The 17,969-nt window shown below is 36.9% G+C and carries 19 protein-coding genes, 1 pseudogene and 1 CRISPR repeat array; of the genes and pseudogenes, 18 read left to right on the plus strand and 2 right to left on the minus strand.

What is annotated here, in order from left to right:
- The 5 genes and pseudogenes from CARFE_RS16345 to CARFE_RS0112365 all read left to right on the plus strand — a co-directional run.
- A pseudogene (locus CARFE_RS16345) lies at window positions 1-252 on the plus strand (AAA family ATPase); the annotation flags it as partial.
- Window positions 253-860: 608 nt separating this feature from the next.
- Complete coding sequence (locus CARFE_RS0112345; protein ID WP_028052958.1) at window positions 861-1,430, plus strand: Uma2 family endonuclease; 570 nt, start codon at window positions 861-863, stop codon at window positions 1,428-1,430.
- Between the two features lie 125 nt (window positions 1,431-1,555).
- A complete protein-coding gene (locus tag CARFE_RS15185) occupies window positions 1,556-1,750 on the plus strand; it encodes a HEPN domain-containing protein (RefSeq protein ID WP_034542144.1) in 195 nt (64 codons plus the stop codon).
- 96 nt (window positions 1,751-1,846) lie between these two features.
- Window positions 1,847-2,134 (plus strand): type II toxin-antitoxin system Phd/YefM family antitoxin, encoded by a 288-nt coding sequence (locus CARFE_RS0112360; protein ID WP_028052974.1) that lies wholly within the window; start codon window positions 1,847-1,849, stop codon window positions 2,132-2,134.
- Window positions 2,124-2,432, plus strand: coding sequence for a type II toxin-antitoxin system RelE/ParE family toxin (locus CARFE_RS0112365; protein WP_210432963.1), 309 nt, complete (start codon window positions 2,124-2,126; stop codon window positions 2,430-2,432). Before CARFE_RS0112360 ends, CARFE_RS0112365 begins: the two co-directional genes overlap by 11 nt.
- A gap of 541 nt (window positions 2,433-2,973) precedes the next feature.
- Here the strand turns inward: CARFE_RS0112365 and CARFE_RS0112375 are convergent.
- The gene (locus CARFE_RS0112375) at window positions 2,974-3,387 is read right to left on the minus strand and encodes a type II toxin-antitoxin system HicB family antitoxin (protein WP_028052960.1); all 414 of its coding nucleotides are present in this window, start codon (window positions 3,385-3,387) and stop codon (window positions 2,974-2,976) included.
- Between the two features lie 45 nt (window positions 3,388-3,432).
- Window positions 3,433-3,585 (minus strand): type II toxin-antitoxin system HicA family toxin, encoded by a 153-nt coding sequence (locus CARFE_RS15190; protein WP_322785338.1) that lies wholly within the window; start codon window positions 3,583-3,585, stop codon window positions 3,433-3,435.
- Window positions 3,586-4,037: 452 nt separating this feature from the next.
- Between CARFE_RS15190 and CARFE_RS16230 the strand changes: the two genes are divergently transcribed.
- The 13 genes from CARFE_RS16230 to cas2 all read left to right on the plus strand — a co-directional run bounded on the left by CARFE_RS16230 (window position 4,038) and on the right by cas2 (window position 16,039).
- Window positions 4,038-4,175, plus strand: coding sequence for a hypothetical protein (locus CARFE_RS16230; RefSeq protein WP_154652772.1), 138 nt, complete (start codon window positions 4,038-4,040; stop codon window positions 4,173-4,175).
- Window positions 4,176-4,240: 65 nt separating this feature from the next.
- Complete coding sequence (locus CARFE_RS0112390; RefSeq protein ID WP_028052961.1) at window positions 4,241-5,134, plus strand: three-Cys-motif partner protein TcmP; 894 nt, start codon at window positions 4,241-4,243, stop codon at window positions 5,132-5,134.
- Window positions 5,135-5,197: 63 nt separating this feature from the next.
- A complete protein-coding gene (locus CARFE_RS0112395; RefSeq protein ID WP_028052962.1) occupies window positions 5,198-5,923 on the plus strand; it encodes a DUF5131 family protein in 726 nt (241 codons plus the stop codon).
- Between the two features lie 176 nt (window positions 5,924-6,099).
- A complete protein-coding gene (locus CARFE_RS15195) occupies window positions 6,100-7,140 on the plus strand; it encodes an XRE family transcriptional regulator (protein ID WP_034542142.1) in 1,041 nt (346 codons plus the stop codon).
- Between the two features lie 164 nt (window positions 7,141-7,304).
- Window positions 7,305-7,772 carry a hypothetical protein gene (locus CARFE_RS0112410; protein ID WP_028052963.1) on the plus strand — a complete coding sequence of 156 codons (468 nt, stop codon included), beginning with the start codon at window positions 7,305-7,307 and terminating at the stop codon, window positions 7,770-7,772.
- A 244-nt stretch (window positions 7,773-8,016) separates the two neighbouring features.
- Complete coding sequence (locus tag CARFE_RS16880) at window positions 8,017-8,154, plus strand: nucleotidyltransferase domain-containing protein (protein ID WP_407636714.1); 138 nt, start codon at window positions 8,017-8,019, stop codon at window positions 8,152-8,154.
- 998 nt (window positions 8,155-9,152) lie between these two features.
- Window positions 9,153-9,659 carry a CRISPR-associated protein Cas4 gene (cas4, locus tag CARFE_RS0112440; protein WP_028052965.1) on the plus strand — a complete coding sequence of 169 codons (507 nt, stop codon included), beginning with the start codon at window positions 9,153-9,155 and terminating at the stop codon, window positions 9,657-9,659.
- Between the two features lie 14 nt (window positions 9,660-9,673).
- A complete protein-coding gene (cas8a1, locus tag CARFE_RS0112445) occupies window positions 9,674-10,999 on the plus strand; it encodes a type I-B CRISPR-associated protein Cas8b1/Cst1 (RefSeq protein WP_034542143.1) in 1,326 nt (441 codons plus the stop codon).
- Window positions 10,996-11,991, plus strand: coding sequence for a type I-B CRISPR-associated protein Cas7/Cst2/DevR (gene cas7i / locus CARFE_RS0112450; protein ID WP_028052967.1), 996 nt, complete (start codon window positions 10,996-10,998; stop codon window positions 11,989-11,991). The genes cas8a1 and cas7i overlap by 4 nt, the downstream gene beginning before the upstream one ends.
- Before the next feature lie 2 nt (window positions 11,992-11,993).
- Entirely contained in the window at window positions 11,994-12,635 is a 642-nt protein-coding gene (cas5b, locus tag CARFE_RS0112455) for a type I-B CRISPR-associated protein Cas5b (RefSeq protein ID WP_028052968.1), read from the plus strand.
- The gene (locus tag CARFE_RS0112460) at window positions 12,613-14,781 is read left to right on the plus strand and encodes a CRISPR-associated helicase/endonuclease Cas3 (protein ID WP_028052969.1); all 2,169 of its coding nucleotides are present in this window, start codon (window positions 12,613-12,615) and stop codon (window positions 14,779-14,781) included. Before cas5b ends, CARFE_RS0112460 begins: the two co-directional genes overlap by 23 nt.
- Before the next feature lie 9 nt (window positions 14,782-14,790).
- Entirely contained in the window at window positions 14,791-15,774 is a 984-nt protein-coding gene (gene cas1b / locus CARFE_RS0112465; protein WP_028052970.1) for a type I-B CRISPR-associated endonuclease Cas1b, read from the plus strand.
- Window position 15,775: 1 nt separating this feature from the next.
- Complete coding sequence (cas2, locus tag CARFE_RS0112470) at window positions 15,776-16,039, plus strand: CRISPR-associated endonuclease Cas2 (RefSeq protein ID WP_028052971.1); 264 nt, start codon at window positions 15,776-15,778, stop codon at window positions 16,037-16,039.
- A 156-nt stretch (window positions 16,040-16,195) separates the two neighbouring features.
- Window positions 16,196-17,904: direct repeats of the CRISPR family, unit length 30 nt; unit sequence GTTTTAATAGAACCATTCTGGGGTGGAAAC.
- Window positions 17,905-17,969: the final 65 nt, after the last annotated feature.

Below are 17,969 nucleotides of genomic sequence, written 5' to 3' on the forward strand. Positions count from 1 at the left end.
CGCTACCACCTTCCGCCCATGGAACGGGAGGAAGCAAAAGGCTATGTGGCCCACCATCTCAGGACAGCCGGGGCAAGTTCAGCAATTTTTACCGATGATGCCTTGGATATGGTCTATGAGTATGCTGGTGGCATTGCCCGGAAAATCAATAACCTGTGCATTGCTTGTCTAATGGCAGCTGCAGCCGAACAGAAACGGCTTATTGATGACCGTATGGTCAAGGTAGTAATTGAAAATGAATTTTCTGTATAAAATTATGCCAATGGCCAGGCAGTATAAAAAACTGCCTGGCCAAATAAAGTGAGCAATATTTGCGGCCACTTAATTTGAGCTAAATGCGGTCAATTAGTGTGAGCGGTAACAATAAAGGTTGGTGCTGTCCAGGGTTTTTGCACCACGGGAGGTCTACTATTCTTTTAAAGTCCCTAACCTTTGAGGATGGCGGTTAATTGAAATAGTATGGGATGGAAATTTTACCTCTGTCAAAGGTGATCTGGATGGATCCAATTTCATTTTATATAACCAAAGTATTATTTTTCGCAGTAGTTCTCGTAATTGTTTTTGAAAGGATAAAAGCAACTATAGAAGGATTTACCGGGATGGTTAAGTTTTTAAAAAGAATTTGCAAAAAGAAAAAATAAAACAGATAAAAGCAATGAGAAATCGGTTTTAATGATTTTAGTGAAAACTGGCCGCAAAATTAAGGGATAGGAAGCGCCCCGGCTGTAAAGCTGGGTTTTTTTGTGCGACTGTGGCAAAGCAAAATGTACATATTGTAAAAAATTAACATCAACTATATAATAGTATCACAGGATATACTGATGCTGGTGGGGTAAAAGCTTGGAACAGGAGGCGGCAATATGCCATTACCCAAAAAAGATAAAATATATACGTATGTTGATTATTTGACCTGGCCGGAAGAGGAAAGAATTGAATTAATTGATGGACAGGTTTATTTGCTGGCACCGCCGTCAAGAATTCACCAGGAAATTTCGGGAGCGATCTTTAATCAGTTTTACAATTATCTTAAAGATAAGCCGTGCAAGGTCTATCATGCACCTTTTGGTGTTAGGCTTCCTTCCAGTAATGAAAAAAATGATGAAGATATAAAAACTGTTGTTGAGCCTGATATAGTGGTGGTATGTGATGAAGCAAAACTTGATGCTGAGGGATGCAAAGGAGCTCCTGATTTAATTGTAGAGATTGTATCTCCATCTACCGCAAGAAAAGATAAAAAATTTAATTTATATGAAAAATTTGGTGTAAAAGAATATTGGATAGTAGAGCCTGACAGCAAAATCATAAGTGTATTTACTTTGCAAGCAAACAAAAGGTATGGCAGACCAGAGATATATACTGATGATGATGTAATCAGAGTATCCATTTTTGACGATCTTATCGTTGATTTAAAACTTGTATTTGCGTATTAAGTGTATGGCCCCAACAGTTAAAGTTCCGGTTGACCTTTTAATTTATAGTAATGAGGAATTTTTAAAGCGTTCGCAAATTAAGTCAACCTTAGAGTATAAAATTGTCCGGGAAGGTATTAAAATTTATGGATAATTGGGATGTTGCTTTTGAATGGTTTAATTTTGCAGATAGTGATTTAAATGTAGCAAAATACTTAATGAATATGAACCCTAAACCAAGTAATATTATTTGTTATCATTGCCAGCAGAGTGCAGAAAAATATTTAAAAGGATTTATTGCTTTAAACGGGGGACAGATATTGAAAACCCATGACTTGTGAAATTTTCACAAGATAATCACAAAGTTTGAAGCATCGTTCTTGATTAAATATCATAATTACGATAAAATTATGATAAATCAAGAAAGGGGTGGTTATATGCCACACATTAGACCGGTTTCGGATTTAAGAAATAATTTTGCCGAGATATCAAGGATTGTCCATGAAACAGGAGAACCGGTGTTTTTGACCAAAAATGGTTACGGTGATATGGTTGTAATGAGCATGGAAGCTTATGAACGCAAACTATTTGAAAGTGAAATCTATTTCAAACTTAAGGAAGCAGAGTTGGAAGCAAAGACGACTAATAAGCGGTTTTCGCATGATGAAGTATTTTCTGATTTAAGGTCAAGACTTGCTGATAAGGTAGATGCTGATGATGTATAAATTGAAATATTTGCCTTCAGCGCAAAAAGATTTAATAAATATTATCGACTATATTGCAGATACCCTTAAAGCACCAAAAGCAGCAATGGATTTAGTTAATGCTCTTGACAATTCTATATCAAAGCTTGCCCAATTTCCCTATTCAGGCAGGGTATATAAGCCGATTAAATCACTAGAAGCAGAATATAGAGTATTACCGGTAAAAAATTATTTGGTGTTCTACGTGGTTGCTGAAGATGAAGTAGAAATCCACAGAATCCTTTATGCAAAAATGAATATTGAAAAGATTTTAAAATAGCTAGAAATGTCACTTAAATTAAAATGTTACTACTTACGCTAATTGACCACATTTAGCTCAAATTAAATGGCCGCTAATTTTGCTCACTATCTTTGGCCAGGGAGTTTTTGTACTGCCCGGCCATTGGCATAATTTTATACGGAACGCAGAAAAACGGCGGGTTGTTGGATGGGAAATTATGGAGTCAATATCCTGAGCTATCAATGGTATCCGTGTAAAAAGCAACTTGGTTTTTTTAAAACCAAGTGGTCAGACTGTTGACAAAGTAACTTTTCTACAGTCTTCTGTATGCTGTCAACCTTAACAAATGCTTATTTTTTCGTTGATTTTTGCCTTTAACAAAACACAAATTTCAAACACTGCAGCTTAAAAATGGCTTTTGTCTACAAGTTGGCCACTTGGTTTTTTTAAAACCAAGTGGTTTAATGTTTTTGCGCTAAACTTTTCGAATTTATTGCCGTTACCATTTGCTAATTTTATAGAAAATTTCCTTTGCATAGGCCTAACTGCCTGGCATGAGATAGTTAAATTAAAATTACAGTTATATTTCCCGTTCTTTTATACCTAATTGTTCCTTCAAGGCCTGCTGGAGAACACGAGAAAAATTAATTTTCTTTTTTTCAGCTAGGTCGTTTAACCACTTTGGTATAGTTAATGTTTTTTTAATTGCCTTATTATCCATTTTACTGCGAACTAATGGCATCCAGGCTTCTACCAATACGAGAACTTGATTGGATTCAATCTTAATTTTGTCTATAGGTGTTGGTTCAGGAATTGGCTCATTGTCTTTTTCCATACCATACAGATGAAGTTCAAGAGCTTCTTTAGCATTTTTTAAAGCTTCTTCCGTATTATCACCACAGGTTAAACATCCGGGAAGGTCAGGGAATTCAACGGAAATACCATCTTCGGCATAGTCAAAGATGGCAGGAAACACATATAAGTCTTTATACATAAATAACAACCTCCGTTAAGATTTTTGAAAGGGGATATTAGTGAACTATTCAATTTCGATACCTGCTTGTTTTAGTATGCTTTTTACTGTTTTTATTGGTATATTTTTCTTGGGATGAGGCACCGTAACTTTTCCTTTCTTTACAGGATGCTTAAATTGATGGTGCTCCCCGAACTTCATAGAGAAACCAACCATCATTTTTAAGTATTTCTATTATTTCCCTTGATGAATATGCCTTCATTTAACTTCTCCCTGGAAATTTATATATCAACAGCGCTATAAGATTTATTTTCTTATAAGTTGTTCCTGAGTAAATTATAATACGTATATATACACGTGTCAAGACATTGTCGGATCAGTAGTTATGGGTTTAATTTTTTTTAAATCTACGCGGTTAACTAAGATAAAATAAATCTTGGGCTTAAATTAAGAAAGTTTATTTTTTGGTAGTAATACCAGCTCAAGTTCTTAAAAGATAGGCCATTTTTTAGATAAAAAAGTCGAATTATGTAAAATTTTATCGACAAAATTTGGCAAAGCAAAACAAGGAATCGGAAAAATAATGTAGAATAAATTGTAAAAAAATTATAAAAATTTAGGTGTCAATAAAAAAAGGCTTAATTAGTAGGAAATGAGGGGAGGGATCTCAAGTGTCTGAGGCGTTGATTATGAGTTATAAACTAATTGCGATTCAACTCGGAGATTTACTGAAATGGGATATTACCGTTAATGAAATTAACAGGGTAGCACAAGCAATTTTTAATTTTAAAGTATCACAAATTGGATAATGCCCAGTATTATAAAGTTTGATGGCGCTTAAACACCATGATAAAAGAGAAAGAGGTAATATTTTATGAATGAAATTCATCACTCTTTTGGAGGAGATTGGACAGAAAAGAAATTAACAGTTTTAAAAAAATATTTAGGGGCTTATACGAAAGCTCTAAAAAATACAGGATTTCAACTCTATTACATAGATGCTTTTGCAGGAACGAGGTATCGTATGAGTGTTGATGAAAGTGAAAATGAATCCGAGCAATTAATGTTATTCCCGGAGCTTTCGGAAATTGAAAAGAAATTTTTTGAAGGTTCGGCTCGAATTGCATTACAGCTTGAGCCTTCATTTCATAAATATATATTTATTGAAAAAAACCAAGACCATTATGAAGATTTATTGAAATTAAAAAATGATTTTCCGGAAAAAACGGATAAAATTGAGGTTATTCAAGGAGAGGCAAACGAGACACTTTTAAAATTGTTAAAAGTTATTGACTGGAGAAAATGTCGGGCTGTCCTTTTTCTTGATCCTTACGGGTTACAAGTGAGATGGGAGACTATTGAGGCGATAGCCAGAACGCGGGGAATAGATTTATGGTATTTATTTCCTTTAGCAAGTGCTGTAAATCGTCTTTTAAGACGTGATGGACAAATCAGTGATTCTTTGAGAAGTAGGCTAAATAATGTTTTTGGTACTGATGAATGGTTCAAGGAATTCTATTCACCGATAGATTACTATACTTTATTTGGGAATATTGAAAGTATGAAAAAAAATACTGATTTTACTGCTATAAAAAAATTTCTAATAAAAAGATTGAAAGGGATATTTGCAGGTGTCGCAGAAAATCCCCTTGAACTTAAAAACTCGAAAAATGTTCCGATATTTTTATTTTGCTTTGCTGCTGGTAATCCAAACGGAAAGAAATTAGCATTAAAGATTGCTGAATATATATTAAATAGCGAAAAATGAAAGAGCGAACACTTGTTTCAAAAAAATAAATGAAGTAAGATAAAAGAAAAAGGTCGTGAGAAGATGGCATTAAATAGTTCGATTGAATGGACTGAAGCATCATGGAATCCTGTAACTGGTTGCACTAAAATTTCGGCTGGTTGCCAAAACTGTTATGCCGAGCGATTAGCTAATAGGCTCAAGATTATAGGGATTCCAAGATATAAAAATGGATTTAAAGTTACGGTGCATGAAGATGTTTTAGATTATCCCTTTAAATGGAAAAAGCCGCGGATGATTTTTGTAAATTCAATGTCGGATTTGTTTCACGAAAAAGTGCCTGAAGAATTTATCATCCGAGTGTTTAACGTGATGAATCTTGCAACTCATCATACATTTCAAGTTTTAACGAAGAGGCCGGAAAGAGCTTTAAAAATTGCAGATAGGCTTAAATGGACGGAAAATATTTGGTTTGGGGTAACGGTGGAAAATTTTAAAGCCAAAGACCGAATAAAAATATTACAAGAAATTCCTGCAAAGATACGATTTTTGTCCTGTGAACCCTTACTAGAACCCTTATATGAATTAAATTTATCCGGGATTCATTGGGTAATTGTGGGAGGAGAATCAGGACCCGGGGCCAGACCAATTGAAGCTGACTGGGTTAGAGATATTTTGAAACAATGTCAAAAACAAAATGTACCATTCTTTTTTAAACAATGGGGCGGAACGCGCAAGAGAAAAAACGGCAGGTTGTTGGACGGGAAAATATGGAGTCAATATCCTGAATTTGCAATGGTATCCGTATAAAAAACCCCTAGGTCAACCTTGAAGACCAGGGGTTTTATGTTTTGTGAGCTAAACTTTCGAATTTTTTGCCGTTACCCTTTGATAGTCTTAAAGAAAACAATCATAAAAGTTGTTAAGCAAGTTTACAAAAACCAACTATTTGTGTTAAAATGTAAACCACAAGGAGTGAGATTAAAATGAAAAAACAAGAAACTAAATTGGTTATTGGCGAGCGAATAAAGCGTGCCCGTCAAGCTAAAGGTTTCAGCTTGCGAACTTTAGCCAACCTTGTTGGGTTAAGCCACCAAGCGATTCATAAATACGAAAATAATCAAGATATACCAAGTTCCGATGTTTTACTCAAACTTTCTAATGCTTTAGAAGTTCCCTGGGAATATTTCTTTCGCCCTATCCAAGTAGGAAAACTCCAACCAGCTTATCGGAGTCAAAAACGTTTTGCCATCAAAAATGAGAGGATGATTTTGTTTCAGATTGAGGAATGGCTGGAAAGGTATCTAGAATTAGAGGAGCTATTTCCTCAAGAAAAATTTCATCATAAACTACCGGAGATTCCGGCGCAAACGCCGGAAGAAGCAGAACAAGCAGCGGAAAAATTACGACAAATTTGGAATTTAGGTTTTGATCCAATAGAGAATCTTGTAGAAACTTTAGAAGACAAGGGAGTAAAAGTAGGCCTTGTAGATGGAGCGAAAGGATTTGATGCAGTAGCTTTTTGCATGGAGGATGGCACACCGGTCATTGCCGTAGCGAAGTCAGTTCCTGGTGATCGACAGCGATTTAGTATAGCCCATGAATTAGGCTATTTAGTAATGGGCCTTTGGTCCGATTCTTCTGAAACAGAGAAATTAGCTAATCGATTTGCAGGAGCTTTCCTTGCCCCTGCCTCATCAGTAAGGGCGGAGCTTGGTGATAAACGGCGATTCCTCAGTCTTGAAGAACTTAGTATTTTAAAGAAAAAATATCGCTTAAGTATGCAAGCGTGGATATATCGGGCAAGGGATTTAGGCATAATCTCTGAAACAAAAGCCCAACAACTTTACGCTATTTTCCGCAAAAAAGGATATCATTTACAAGAACCGGTTAGTATACCCTCGGAAATACCCAGTAGGTTTGAACGTTTAATCCATCGGGCACTGGCAGAAGAGCTAATTTCGGATACTAAAGCACATGAATTATTGGCCCTTTCAGGCTTCTCGGTTGGAGGAATAAAAGAATAGATGTCCTTTAACATTATTTTGGTTACCGACGCCAATATATGGATAGATCTTTACGCTGGTGAAACTTTGGATTTCGTATTTCTTTTACCGATTGTCTACTATACAACAGATTTTATTCTAAATATCGGTATCAAGTATATAAGTTGACCGGACAAGTGGAAAAGTTGCGCAAAGTTGCTTTAATTAAAGTTTATGATGGAAGTTTTGAACATTATAAGGAATTAAAAAAGACTTATTCCAAGGACGAATGGAAGGAAATTTATCCTAATATTTTAGAAGAAATTGAGAAAACAAAACGTCTTTGGAACCTTTATCCGCAAATCTTAATTGAAGAAGGAGAAAAGAAAAAACTTTTGGAGTTTTTAAAAAAAGCACCGGAATATTTAACTAAATATTATAAACACCTTATCCCGGACTATCGGTTTGAGGTTTATGAACTCTTTAGCCAGTATATCATAGAAACGGCAGCAAAAGCCAGCAACCGAAGAGCATACAGGGAAATAGTGTCTTTATTAAGGCAACTAGTCCAAATAGGGGGAACTGAACAAGCTAAGAATTTAATGGAACGTCTAAAGGCTAAGTACAGCAGAAGACCAGCTTTTCTTGAGGAACTGGCCGAGTTAAGAATTTAGAAGTGGTTATCTATAAGCTGTTCCAGTTTGGCTGCAGTTTCCGTTAGACAAGCAATGCACAGGTTATTGATGACTTTCTGCAGCTTATTCTGATTTGGAGGAGATTTTTGATTACATAGGCTGTTAGAAGACATGAGATAATATATTGTAAAAAATTTACACTAAAGATATAATAGTATTAAAGAAAGATAATGAAGTGGTGATAATAAATGGTTATAGAAATAAGTGGTGAAATAAAAAAATTATTGAAGCTGCAAGGTCAGTTGCCGATGTAGAAAGGGTTTATATCTTTGGGTCACATGCCTATGGTACACCTAATTCGGAAAGTGACGTTGATGTTTGTATCATTACTAAGGATTCAATAATAAAAGGGATTATTTAAAAAAAGTTAGAAAATTAATGGCCCCAACAGTTAAAGTTCCGGTTGACCTTTTAATTTATAGTAATGAGGAATTTTTAAAGCGTTCGCAAATTAAGTCAACCTTAGAGTATAAAATTGTCCGGGAAGGTATTAAAATTTATGGATAATTGGGATGTTGCTTTTGAATGAAAACCCATGATTTGATTGCATTAAATAATCGTAAATCCTATTACTCTGTATTGAGCATGGAAGTTTATGAACGCAAACTATTTGAAAGTGAAATCTATTTTAAACTTAAGGAAGCAGAGTTGGAAGAAAAGACAACTAATAAGCGGTTTTCGCATGATGAAGTATTTTCTGATTTAAGATTCAGGACTTGCTGATAGGGTAGATGCTGGTATATCAGCCGATTAAATCACTTGAAGCTGAATATAGAGTATTACCGGTAAAAAATTATTTGAAGCTTTACGTGGTCACTGAAGATAAAGTAGAAATCCATGGAATTCTTGACAGTAGCCATATAAATCTGATTAAATTAAAAGTGTAGTTTAATAGAACCATTATGGGATGGAAATAGAGGAGGGTGATTATTTACCCTTGTAATTTTTTAATTGAACCAAAATTGGGTTTTTTCGGTATTGACAAATTTTTATTTCTATTGTAAATATTTAGTTAAGTAGGTTTCTTATTTTATTTTTTTGTTCTTAATATAACCAAGAGGTGGGTGATTATTAAAGCAAAAATGAGAACTAATAAATTTACCAAAGGTTCTTTTAAACAAAAAATACCTTTTAAAATTTTTAAAAATCCAAAAGACTCGAGGACCGTAATTTCTGGGGAAAAAAGGTACTATTTTATTAGCGAGGTAATGCTTCGCTATATTTTCCGTCAGTATTTCTTAGCGCTTTTACAAAAAGAGTAAAATATTTTGGAAAAATTTTTTTGGTCGACTAATTTTAATATTTTTCCTGGGTATATAAAAATGGCTGAAAAAACAATCTTTTTAAAAGGTGAAAAATATGTTGGATGATATAAATGATATTGAACTTGGAGGACTTGAGGTAAATTACTATACAGTTTGTCCACGAAAACTCTGGCTATATGCTCGCTATATCCGTCAGGAAAGGGCCCATGACCGGGTAGAGCTTGGTCGATTCATTCACGAAGAGTCCTATCGGCGTTTTAAGAAAGAATTGGAAATAGGTTCTGTAAAAATTGATCTTATAGAAGATGGGGCGGTTTGTGAGGTAAAATTATCATCAAAAATGGAAGAAGCTCATTTATGGCAGCTGTACTACTACCTTTATTATTTAAAACGAAAAGGATTTTCCGCAGTTAAAGGCATCCTGTTATTTCCCAAAGAAAAGAAGCGAAAGGAAGTGATTTTAACCGAAGAAGTGGAAAAAAAGTTGTTCCAAATAATTGCCGAAATTATTAAGTTAAAAAAGGAAATGTTTCCACCGGAAAAAATCAGAAAATTAAGTCTTTGCAAAAAATGTGCTTATTTTGAATTTTGTTACGCCTGAAAGGAGGGGAGAGTGTGGGCTATTTTACCTTTACCGGCAATCCTTTTGTGGATGCAGGTTTATTGGCTCTCTTAGTATGGAATGGCAAAAAATCGCTTGAAGACCTTAACCTCAACGACTTAGATGAAATTACCGAAATCACATCAAAACTCTATAACAGCGAACGCTGGCGAAAAAATCTATATTCGGTTTTTCCCAACAATCCTTTTACTAATCCATCGGTTAAAGAAAAAGAAAATAAGTATTTGGAATTTATGGCCGATTTAAAACAGAATATTAAACCTCTCAATACCGGCTATGGCTGTGCGGGCTGTGGTGTTCGTGAACCCTATAAAAAATTTACCAAAACGGATGTACCTCTTACCGGCACCAGGGATTTAAGGAATTATTTTCCAGCGGCGGAGGCCGGAGAAAACTACTGTGCCTTATGTGCTATGCTTGTTCAGTTTATGCCCCTGGTTCTTTTTTCCTGCGGAGGGCGGTTTATGCTGGTGCATTCCGCCAGTGAGGAGTTAAATTATATCTATGTGCGCCAATGTATTAATGAAGTAAAACGCCAAATTGCCCTAGGGGACTTAACAGGAATATATGATAAAGGATATAAAAATCCCATAAATGCTGTATTTTTTCTCGCCGAAGAGATTGTGCGGGATCTTACAGACCTATTTGACGAACCGATAGCCGTTAGAATTTATAATTTTACCAATTACAACCAATCTCCCGACCTTTCCATCTACGACCTTCCTGCCAAGGTTTTCTATTTTATCGTTCGAGCCAAAAGAAAAGGATTCTGGCGGGAATGGCAGGAATTAAAAGCCAAAGGCTATACCGGCAAGAGAGCTGAAAATGCTACCGAAGAGGAAAAGAAAAATTTAAACAACGAAGTCCTTAACAAACTTTTAAACGAGGAAAGCATTGTTTCCTACTTTGTCAATCCTCAGACTCGCACTATCACCGGCAATTTTGAATTTCTATCTCTATATTTAAAGGAGGTGAGAGGTTATATGGAAAAACGCATTGAAACCATTAAGCGCGTGGGGGACGAGCTTGCAAGGTATATCAAAGAAACCGATGATACAAGAAGACTTTTCCTTTTAGAAAAAGCCAATAGTTACGATGAATTTCGCAATCAATTAAGGATAATTTACAGGAAACGCTTTGAGAAAGAGGTTTCAACGCCTTTATTCACCTTAGATGAATATATGGAAGACCTTTTTCCCGAAGGGCCGCAAAACTGGAAAGAAACCCGGGATCTACTGCTTTTTAGAATCTACGAAACTTTATCGGGATGGCTTACCGATAAACCTTTAGAATTTACTGAGGAGGAGGAAAAAGTATGAGAAAGCACTGCCTTGGATTTGTTTTAATTGATGCTCCTCATTCGGCCTTAAACAATGCCGGGAGCGATGTAGGAGCAAGAACGGAAAACACCATAGCGGTTAAAACCATTCGAAAAGGCCGGGATATTTATCCCTATGTATCGGCCCAAGCTTGGCGCTACTGGTGGCGGGATGTTTTAGCAGACAAATTTAACTGGCCAATGTCCCCGATTGCCCGTGAATCAAAAACGGCTTTTACCGAAAACAATCCCTTTAAGTATTATGACGATGATGTTTTTGGTTACATGCGGGCTGAGAAAAAGGATACATTCACCCGGTTATCACCTCTAAAATGTTCCCCGTTGGTATCGGTAGTGCCCTTTAAGCCGGTAGATGATTTCGGGGTAATGGCCCGGCACGAAGGTGATCCTGTTCCCTATGAGCATCAGTTCTATTCCACGGTTTTAAAAGGTATTTTTGCCTTAGATTTAGATAGCGTTGGTCGCTTTACCACGGTAAATAAAACCGGCTTTAAAAATATTAGCCCCGAACTTTTGGAGAAGGCCAATGAATACAACGCTACGGTCATTGACGGGGAAGCGGTGTTGGCAGCCGAAGAGCGGGCTAAACGGGCGAAAGAAGCTTTATTAGCTTTAGCCTATCTTTTCGGGGGAGCCAAACAAACTCTGCATTTAACCGATGTATCACCGAAATTTGTAGCTCTCCTTATCTTAGACGGCGGCAACCACCTTTTAATGAACTTGTCCGGAGAAAAAGACGGTAAGCCCATCATTAACCTTTATTATTTAGAAGAGGTGCTTTTAGATTATCAGGAAAGCATAATTTCTAATGTATATTTAGGCAAAGCTACCGGCTTTATGGATGAAGTGGATTTAGCGGAGTTTAAAAACCGGATGGCGGCCAAAGGCTTTAACAGAATCGAGGTAGGAACTGTAAAACAAATGATCGAACGCTTTGCCGAGGAAGTGGAAAATTATTATTTGGGGAGATAGGCATGAAAGCCTTAAAAATTAGAATAAAGGGATTAACCGCCTCTTTTCGCTACCCTCTATTTATCAGTGGCTACCAACCCACCCTGACGGTACCGCCCCTTTCTACTGTATTAGGTTTAATTTCTGCAGCCGCAGGGGAAGTTATCCGGCGAGTTGATTTTGGCTTTGGTTATAATTTTAGCTACCAAGCCCGGGCGGTAGACCTGGAAACTGCTTATGAAATAGGCGAAAAACTTTCTTTCAAAACCAATGTTTGGCGGCGGGAATTTCTCTATGAACCGGAACTTACCTTATATCTTACGGATCTAAACCTGCAGTCGATCTTTAAAAAACCTGTTTATCAGCTGCTTCTAGGGCGAAGCCAGGATTTAGCCTGGGTAGCGGGTATCGATGAAATCGAACTTGCTAAAGTAGACAAAACTACCTTGAAAGGCTGCTTGGTACCGGCTGGAGTCCAAGGAGCTGTTGGGCCGCTTGTTTCCCTGCCGGTAATCTTTGATGGTGGATATCCCAGAAAAAGGCTTAAAACCGCGAAGTTTATTATTATTGACCGGGAGTGTCAGGTAAGGGATGAAAAAAATCTTTATTTAGATCCTGCGGAGGGCTGTGGGGTGTTTTTATATGAGCCAGAATATTTTTGCTAAGCCAGATGAAAGTTTAAAAGAACATACCGAAAAAGCGCTTAAAATTTTTAAGAGTTTTAGGGAAATTTACCAAAATGCCCCGGCGTATGCCGGGGATCCCCTTTTTTTCCAAAAGCTTTTCTGGGCGGTGTTTCTTCATGATTTTGGCAAAGGAGCGACGGGGTTTCAAGAACAATTAAAACCCAAAGGAAAGCGCTGGGGCTATCGCCATGAACTGCTTTCTACCCACTTTGTAAATCTTCTGCCGTATAATGACAATGATTTAGAAGATATCCATTTGTGGATTGTTACCCATCATAAAGACTTAAGAGAGCTTCAGGAAAAATACTTCGATGAGGAAACTTATAATGACCGTCTAAAAGAAATTAAACCAGTAGAAAAGGAACTAATTTCTTTTCTTGAAGAAGGTAAAAAGAAATTCCAGGAGATGTTTGGTGATGAATTTAATTTAAAAGACAATTTGGCAGACAATAAACTACTTTTTCAAACATTAAAAAAAATGATTAAGAATATACGCATGGAGAAAAAAATAAAGGCTAAAGAAAAAATCCGTGGAATATTAGGACGCGGGTTTTTAATGGCTGCCGACCATCTGGCGTCGGCAGGAAAAGATTATATTGAAAATTTTCCCGCACCATCAAGGGTATATAAATTTCATAACCTCTACTCCACCCAAAAGTTTTGCCGGGAATTTAAAGGAAGTTTAATGCTCACTGCCCCAACCGGATCCGGTAAAACCGAAGCTGCTTTATTTTGGGGTGAAGCCAACCAAAAGCCCGGGGAAGGCGACCGGGTATTTTATATCTTACCTTATACTGCCAGCATCAATGCCATGTATGATCGATTAAAAGAAAAATTTGGGGAAGAAAAAGTAGGCTTTTTGCACGGAAAAGCTCAGTATTATCTTTATAAAAAATTAGGGGAAGATGACTTAACGAGGATTCGCGATCTGAAAGATTTAAACCGGAAAATATTAAAACCTTTGAAAATTATGACACCGTTTCAGTTAATTAAAGCTTTTTTCGGAGTAAAAGGCTTTGAAATGAATTTAGCAGAGCTTTTAGAAGCAAAAGTAATTGTTGATGAAATTCATGCTTACGACCCCAGGACTACAGCATTACTTTTGACTTCTTTAAAATTCCTCCAGGACCACTTTAATGTACGCACCTTGGTAATGTCGGCAACAATCCCCACTTTTTTAAAAAATCTTATTCAGGAAAAGTTAGCAATATCGCAGGAAGTAACATTGACCTCCGATGAACTAAACCGATTTACCCGCCACCGGGTAGAAGTCTTGCCTTACGATATCTTTAATTCTATGCAAAAGATTAAAGAGTATTTAAATAAAGGTAAAAAAGTCCTGGTGATTTTAAATACTGTAAAACGCGCCCAGGAAGTGTATCAACTCTTTGCCGATATCTCTTGCCGGAAAAAATTACTGCATGGACGTTTTACGCAGCGGCACCGGGAAGCTATTGAGCGGGAACTATCGGACCTTGATTTACTGGTAGCCACCCAGGTAGTCGAGGTATCCCTCGATATAGATTATGACGTTCTATTTACCGAGCCGGCACCTTTGGATGCTCTCCTGCAGCGTTTTGGTCGGGTAAATCGCAAGGGTCAAAAAGGAATTTCCAAAGTATATGTATTTTCTACAGGAAGTCCGGAGGATCAATATATTTACTATCCTGACCTTGTAAATAAAAGCATTGAAGTATTAAAAGAAGTAGATATTCTTTATGAGGCAAAGATTCAGAAGATGATTGATAAAGTCTACGATCAAGGTTTTACACCAAAGCAAATGGAACTTTTTAAAGAAGTTGAAAAAAGCATGCAGGCACTGCTTGACAGCCTATATCCTTATGTTGTCTTTGAAGAAAATGAAGATAGGTTCTATAAACTTTTCAATTCCGTAGAAGCAGTGCCCGAGCGGTATCTTGGGGAGTATCAGGAATTAGTCGAGCAGGATAAATATTTTGAGGCAATGGGCTATTTAGTAAATATAAGCTTAAATCAATTTTTTAAGCTGCAAAAACAGGGACATATTTATCGCAAGGATGATTTCCTGGTGGTAAGCAGTCGCTACGATGATGAGCTGGGGTTGATCATTGATGAACCGGAAAGCATCCTGGAAAGTTTTATTTAGGAGGAGAATATGGGAAGAACGATTTATATTTTTAACAGCGGAAGGTTAAAAAGAAAAGATAACACACTTTACTTTGAAACCGAAGAAAACAAGAAACCGCTACCGGTGGAAAATATTGAAAGCATATATTTTTTTGGTGAGGTTGACTTAAATACTAAAGCGGTAAATTTTCTTGCTCAAAATAATATTACTCTTCACTTTTTTAACTACTATGGCTTTTATACCGGAAGCTTTATGCCAAGAGATTATTTAAATTCCGGCTTTCTTCTTGTAAAACAGGTAGAGCATTATCTTGATTTGGAAAAACGAATGACCATTGCCAGGGAAATAGTAGAAACGGCTTCTGATAATATTTTAAGGAATCTAAATTACTATAAAAATCGAGGGTATAGAGTAGAAAGCGAAATTAGCGGTATAGAAAGTTTAAAAAAGGAAATAAAAAGGGCCAAAGACCCAGAAGAACTAATGGCAATTGAAGGTAATATCCGGCAGTACTACTATCGGGCATTTCCGTTAATTACGGGATATGAAATGGAAAAAAGAGTTAAAAGACCACCGGATAATATCTTAAATACTTTAATTTCGTTTGGGAATACGGTTTTTTATACTACAGTGCTTGCCCAAATTTACCATACCCAGTTAAACCCAACAATCAGTTATTTACACGAACCGGGGCAACGTCGGTTTTCTTTAGCCTTAGATTTAAGTGAAATTTTTAAGCCGATAATTGTAGACCGGGTGATTTTTACCGTATTAAATCGAAATATTATCACCGAAGATGATTTTGAAATCGAAGAAGGTTATTGTTTTTTAAAGGAAAAGGGCAAAAAAGCTTTTTTACAGGAGTATGAAGAAAAACTTCGCTCGACCATAGAGCACCGCAATTTAAAAAGACATGTATCATATCAAAGCTTAATAAAATTAGAAGCCTATCGATTGATAAAACATTTAATTGGGGATGAAAACTACCGGGGATTCAGGGCGTGGTGGTAAGATGTATGTTATTATCGTTTACGATATTGGGGAAAAAAGAGTAGCCAAGGTGTGTAAGTTTTTAAGAAAATACCTAAACTGGGTGCAAAATTCTGTGTTTGAAGGGAACTTAACCGAAAGTCAGTTTGAAAAAGTAAAATATGGGCTAAAAAAATTAATTTGTGAAGAGGAAGATGCAGTGCTGTACTACGTTTTTTCAACTCCCAAGTGGGTGGAAAGGGGAATTTTAGGTAAGGAGAAAAATCCGATAAGTGATTTTTTGTAAAAAAGAGCAGGAAAATTCGGAATAAAAGCGAATAAAAAGTGGCAAAGGAATAAAAAAGTCGTCGCTGCCCGGAGTTTTTTGCACTATCGGAGGTCGACGACGATTTTAAGGTTTTCACCTCCCTGAAAGCCTTATTTTTTAAGGCTTTCAGGATGGGTTTTAATAGAACCATTCTGGGGTGGAAACATACAAAAAGATCAGCCAATACCAAGAGACCCAGTAACAAGTTTTAATAGAACCATTCTGGGGTGGAAACTATTAAAAACGTTTTTTATGGCCTTAAAACTGTTTTAGTTTTAATAGAACCATTCTGGGGTGGAAACAGGGGCAAGAGGAGGGTAAGCGGTTTTTGTTTTAAAGTTTTAATAGAACCATTCTGGGGTGGAAACTCAAAAATAAACCACGAAACTGTTGTTGAAGCCTTAAGTTTTAATAGAACCATTCTGGGGTGGAAACGATTTTTATAAACCGGGAGCCATGTATTTTGTACCTTGGTTTTAATAGAACCATTCTGGGGTGGAAACCGGCCTGTTTTAAAACTGCTGGCGACCATGGCAAATTGTTTTAATAGAACCATTCTGGGGTGGAAACGGTGGAAAGTTGCACGCTGGTCGGCTCACCCACAACGTTTTAATAGAACCATTCTGGGGTGGAAACGCTATCAGCGGCATTCAGTCCGTGATTTACTACGACGGTTTTAATAGAACCATTCTGGGGTGGAAACCCTTAAAACGGCCAGTCTCCTTTTGGTACCGGAAACCTGTTTTAATAGAACCATTCTGGGGTGGAAACCAATCGTTACTTTGAATGTTTTGCCCGTCAACAATAGTTTTAATAGAACCATTCTGGGGTGGAAACGTTAAAAATGTAAAAAGCTGGCAAAAAGCCAGCGCGTTTTAATAGAACCATTCTGGGGTGGAAACTTTTTGCACTTTTCGAGATTCTATAAAACCCCAGCCCTGTTTTAATAGAACCATTCTGGGGTGGAAACACATTTCAATTAGCAAAGACTTAGCTGAAGAAATTAAGTTTTAATAGAACCATTCTGGGGTGGAAACTTTTTGATGTAGTCAAGCATGAGCTGTCTGAATAGAGGTTTTAATAGAACCATTCTGGGGTGGAAACAGCCTCGTTAAATCTTGCTCTGTGAAGGGTGTTAATGTTTTAATAGAACCATTCTGGGGTGGAAACTCGGTAACAAAATTTAATGAGAAAGGAGGTCTTATTTGAGTTTTAATAGAACCATTCTGGGGTGGAAACGCGGGAGCAAACAAAAAAGAGTAGAACCAATCTATTTTGTTTTAATAGAACCATTCTGGGGTGGAAACCTTAACGCGCAGGGTTGTAGTTTCTTTACTGCCACCGTTTTAATAGAACCATTCTGGGGTGGAAACATGCAATGCGCTAAAGAATTACCTGCCCGCAGATGGAGTTTTAATAGAACCATTCTGGGGTGGAAACAAAGGAGGTAAGAATATGAGATTGGCAGGAAAAATCAAGTTTTAATAGAACCATTCTGGGGTGGAAACTCCAAACAACCGCTTGCCAGTAACATTGCTAAATGGTTTTAATAGAACCATTCTGGGGTGGAAACTTAAAAACCATAGTTCTAACGAACAAGCTCCCTTAGTGTTTTAATAGAACCATTCTGGGGTGGAAACCGGGATCCTGTTACTAAAGATGACCCTATACCTAGGGATCCGGTTTTAATAGAACCATTCTGGGGTGGAAACCTCCATCATCTTTGGATAGTCCCGGGCCAGCGTTTGGTTTTAATAGAACCATTCTGGGGTGGAAACTTGCTCATCGTTTTCGCATTTCCAGCCAAACCATTGGTTTTAATAGAACCATTCTGGGGTGGAAACATTACCGGATTAATGTAAGTATTTATAATTTGCTGAGTTTTAATAGAACCATTCTGGGGTGGAAA

Origin of the sequence: Carboxydothermus ferrireducens DSM 11255, assembly GCF_000427565.1 — a bacterium.
Classification (GTDB): domain Bacteria; phylum Bacillota; class Z-2901; order Carboxydothermales; family Carboxydothermaceae; genus Carboxydothermus; species Carboxydothermus hydrogenoformans.

Bases quoted from the DNA above. Each gene is read 5' to 3' on its own strand.
- CARFE_RS0112345 (WP_028052958.1), top strand. From the start codon at position 861: ATGCCATTACCCAAAAAAGATAAAATATATACGTATGTTGATTATTTG.
- CARFE_RS15185 (WP_034542144.1), top strand. From the start codon at position 1,556: ATGGATAATTGGGATGTTGCTTTTGAATGGTTTAATTTTGCAGATAGT.
- CARFE_RS0112360 (WP_028052974.1), top strand. From the start codon at position 1,847: ATGCCACACATTAGACCGGTTTCGGATTTAAGAAATAATTTTGCCGAG.
- CARFE_RS0112365 (WP_210432963.1), top strand. From the start codon at position 2,124: ATGATGTATAAATTGAAATATTTGCCTTCAGCGCAAAAAGATTTAATA.
- CARFE_RS0112375 (WP_028052960.1), bottom strand. From the start codon at position 3,387: ATGTATAAAGACTTATATGTGTTTCCTGCCATCTTTGACTATGCCGAA.
- CARFE_RS15190 (WP_322785338.1), bottom strand. From the start codon at position 3,585: ATGATGGTTGGTTTCTCTATGAAGTTCGGGGAGCACCATCAATTTAAG.
- CARFE_RS0112390 (WP_028052961.1), top strand. From the start codon at position 4,241: ATGAATGAAATTCATCACTCTTTTGGAGGAGATTGGACAGAAAAGAAA.
- CARFE_RS0112395 (WP_028052962.1), top strand. From the start codon at position 5,198: ATGGCATTAAATAGTTCGATTGAATGGACTGAAGCATCATGGAATCCT.
- CARFE_RS15195 (WP_034542142.1), top strand. From the start codon at position 6,100: ATGAAAAAACAAGAAACTAAATTGGTTATTGGCGAGCGAATAAAGCGT.
- cas4 (WP_028052965.1), top strand. From the start codon at position 9,153: ATGTTGGATGATATAAATGATATTGAACTTGGAGGACTTGAGGTAAAT.
- cas7i (WP_028052967.1), top strand. From the start codon at position 10,996: ATGAGAAAGCACTGCCTTGGATTTGTTTTAATTGATGCTCCTCATTCG.
- cas5b (WP_028052968.1), top strand. From the start codon at position 11,994: ATGAAAGCCTTAAAAATTAGAATAAAGGGATTAACCGCCTCTTTTCGC.
- CARFE_RS0112460 (WP_028052969.1), top strand. From the start codon at position 12,613: ATGAGCCAGAATATTTTTGCTAAGCCAGATGAAAGTTTAAAAGAACAT.
- cas1b (WP_028052970.1), top strand. From the start codon at position 14,791: ATGGGAAGAACGATTTATATTTTTAACAGCGGAAGGTTAAAAAGAAAA.
- cas2 (WP_028052971.1), top strand. From the start codon at position 15,776: ATGTATGTTATTATCGTTTACGATATTGGGGAAAAAAGAGTAGCCAAG.